Source organism: Collinsella sp. 4_8_47FAA (genome assembly GCF_000763055.1).
GTDB lineage: Bacteria > Actinomycetota > Coriobacteriia > Coriobacteriales > Coriobacteriaceae > Collinsella.
This window is the reverse complement of sequence record NZ_KN214135.1, coordinates 609,667-612,243: the sequence shown is the minus strand read 5'-3', so window position 1 is coordinate 612,243 and position 2,577 is coordinate 609,667. Positions and strand designations below refer to the sequence as shown.

Sequence of the window (2,577 nt, the reverse complement as noted above, 5' to 3'; positions counted from 1 at the left end):
CGCCGCGGTGGGCATCAGCCTGTGCCAGGCCGGCAACCCCTTCGGCCCCATCGCCTTCCTGCTCATCTACAACGTCCCCGGCTTCGCGCTGCGCATCTGGGGCGCCGTCAAGGGCTACGAGCTGGGCGTGGGCTTCCTGGACGAGGCCCAGAGGACCGGCCTCATGCAGAAGATCATGACCTGCGTGGGAATCGTGGGCGTCATGGTCGTGGGCGCCATGTGCAAGGACATGTTCTGGGCCAGCATCCCGGTGGCCATCGGCTCGGGCGACGACGCCCAGACCCTCCAGGACATCCTGGACGGCATCATGCCCGGCATGCTCGGCATGATCGCCTTCTGGCTGTACTACTGGCTGCTGTCCAAGAAGATCAACCCCATGGTGCTGATCGTGGCCACCATGGCCGTGGGCATCGTCGGCGCGTTCTTCGGCGTGCTGGCGTAAGGGCCCGGCTGCATAGACTGTCATTGCAACCTGGTAAGGGGATGGAGTGGGCCTATGCCCTCCATCCCCTTACTTGTATAGAGGGAGTTCGTATGTTCGCGAAGGATCGCGAAGCAATGCGCCTGACGCCGGCAGAGGTCAGGCTGATTCTTATTGAGTCCCTGCAATGGTGCGCCAACAACGCGGTGTACTTTTTAGGGCTTATCGGCGCGGCGACGTATGATTTGGCTGGCACGGCCTTTTTGGTTGCTGCCATTACGCTCGTACGCAATCTTATGACGTCGGCGGGCAATATGGTGTCGGGCTCGGTCATCGACCGCTTTGGACCGCGCCGGACGTCGTTTGTGACGTGCGTGATTACGGCGGTGCTATCGCTTGGCGTGGGGTTGGCGCCGTTGTCTGTCCCCGGGCTTGTGTTTGCCGCGTGCGTCTTGGGGCTTGCGGGCGGCTTTATCAACACCTGTACGCATGCGTTTCCGGGATACCTGGAGTCGACCACCGAGGGCCGTACCCGCGTGAACGGTCTCATGGTGTTCTACAGCAATATCGCCTATACCGCTGGCCCGCTGCTCGGTGGTGCCATCGTGAGCTGTTTTGCCACGCAATCGGTCTATCTGCTCATGGCGGGCATGATGGGTGTGGCGGCCGTGCTCTCCTTGGGCTGTCACGAGTGTGTTGCTCCCGCAAAAGGGGAGAAGCCGAAGGGCAGCATTCTGGGCGGCATGGCCGAGGGCGCGCGACTTACGTTTCGCGACCACGACCTGCGCCTTATCTTTATCTCGGGCTTTCTGGGCTTCTTTGCGTTTGGCGCGTTCGATTCGTTGGAGTCGTTGTTCTATCGCGATGTGCTCAACGTGGATATCGTCTGGCTGGGCTGGCTGTCCTCGGTCGTGGGCCTCACTTCCTCGGTGGGCGCGTTCATCCTGACCAAGCTTTCTGCCCGCCATGTCAACCTGCGATTGCTGCTCGGCGCGCTCATGGCCGTGGGCATTGGGTCCATGGTGTACGTGGGCACCGATATGCTGGGGGTCGCGATTATCGGTCAGGCGATTAACGGTCTGGCCTGGGGATTCCTGGAACCGCTGCAGATGATCTTGATTCAGGAGCGCGCTGACATCAAATACCTGGGGCGCATTACCGGCTTTGTGCGTTTTGGCCTGATGAGCGCCGGCGTGCTGCCGCTGCTGGCGGCTCCGTTTTTGGCGGAGGCTTTGGGTGTCCAGACGGTACTGTTTGGGGCATCGACCATTATTGCGCTGGTAGGAACGCTGTTCTTTGTCACACAAGGGAGGCGCCAGAGGCGTTAGCTATACATTCAATTCTAATTTAATACCACTCACCAGAGAATTTCGACCGTTTACCGAGGATTGGAGCAGATTGATAAGTGGTATTAAAAACACATTAGGTGTATGTCTATAATTGGTATCGAAAAGAAACGCGATGTATAGAGTTGCGTGCAGGACAGAAAGGAAAAGCCATGAAGGAAACCGAGAAGATCGAGATCATGCATTTCGACCAGGAGGGCTATCTCGAGGACGGCAAGAACGTCTACGAGACCGGCAAGAAGATGATTGAGCTCGCCGACAAGGTCGCCGACGAGGGCTACGACGCCGTGTTCCTGATGGGCGTCGGCGGCACCTGGGACGAGCTCATGCAACTTGAGTACCTCATGAACAAGTTCGGCGACCGCGACCTCGAGGTCTACCTGATCCACGCCGCCGAGTGGAACGTCATGGGCCACAAGCGCATGACCGAGAAGTCCGTCGTGCTCACCGCCTCCGAGTCCGGCACCACCCCCGAGGTCCTCGAGGCCGTCAAGAAGATGAAGGAAAAGGGCATTCGCGTCTACGCCATGACCAAGCCCGAGGGCCCCATCGGCCAGGCTGTCGGCGCCGAGAACTGCGTCGCCATGGCTTCTGACCATGGTTCGGGCGGCTGCGAGAAGGGCTACTACCTCGCCGACTGCTTCGGCCTGCGCCTGCTCAACCGCCGCGGCTGCTTCCCCAAGTTCGATCTGTTTATCGAGCAGACCAAGGACATCTGGAAGGACATGCTCGATATCCGCAAGCGCTTCGAGCCGCGCGCCGAGGAGCTCGCCAAGAACGTACGCCCTCGGCCCCCTACACCACTGTTCA

Annotated in this window: 2 protein-coding genes and 1 pseudogene; all 3 read left to right on the top strand. The window is 59.9% G+C overall.

Annotation, left to right across the window (positions count from 1 at the left end; translation table 11 throughout):
- The coding region (locus HMPREF9463_RS06075; protein WP_035137733.1) for a PTS system mannose/fructose/sorbose family transporter subunit IID at positions 1–442 on the top strand (442 nt) is incomplete at its 5' end.
- 92 nt (positions 443–534) lie between these two features.
- Complete coding sequence (locus tag HMPREF9463_RS06070; RefSeq protein WP_035137732.1) at positions 535–1,749, top strand: MFS transporter; 1,215 nt, start codon at positions 535–537, stop codon at positions 1,747–1,749.
- Positions 1,750–1,919: 170 nt separating this feature from the next.
- Positions 1,920–2,577: pseudogene (locus tag HMPREF9463_RS06065) on the top strand (SIS domain-containing protein); the annotation flags it as partial.

Excerpts from the sequence above, each read along its gene's own strand:
- HMPREF9463_RS06070 (WP_035137732.1), top strand. The coding sequence starts at position 535 with ATGTTCGCGAAGGATCGCGAAGCAATGCGCCTGACGCCGGCAGAGGTC.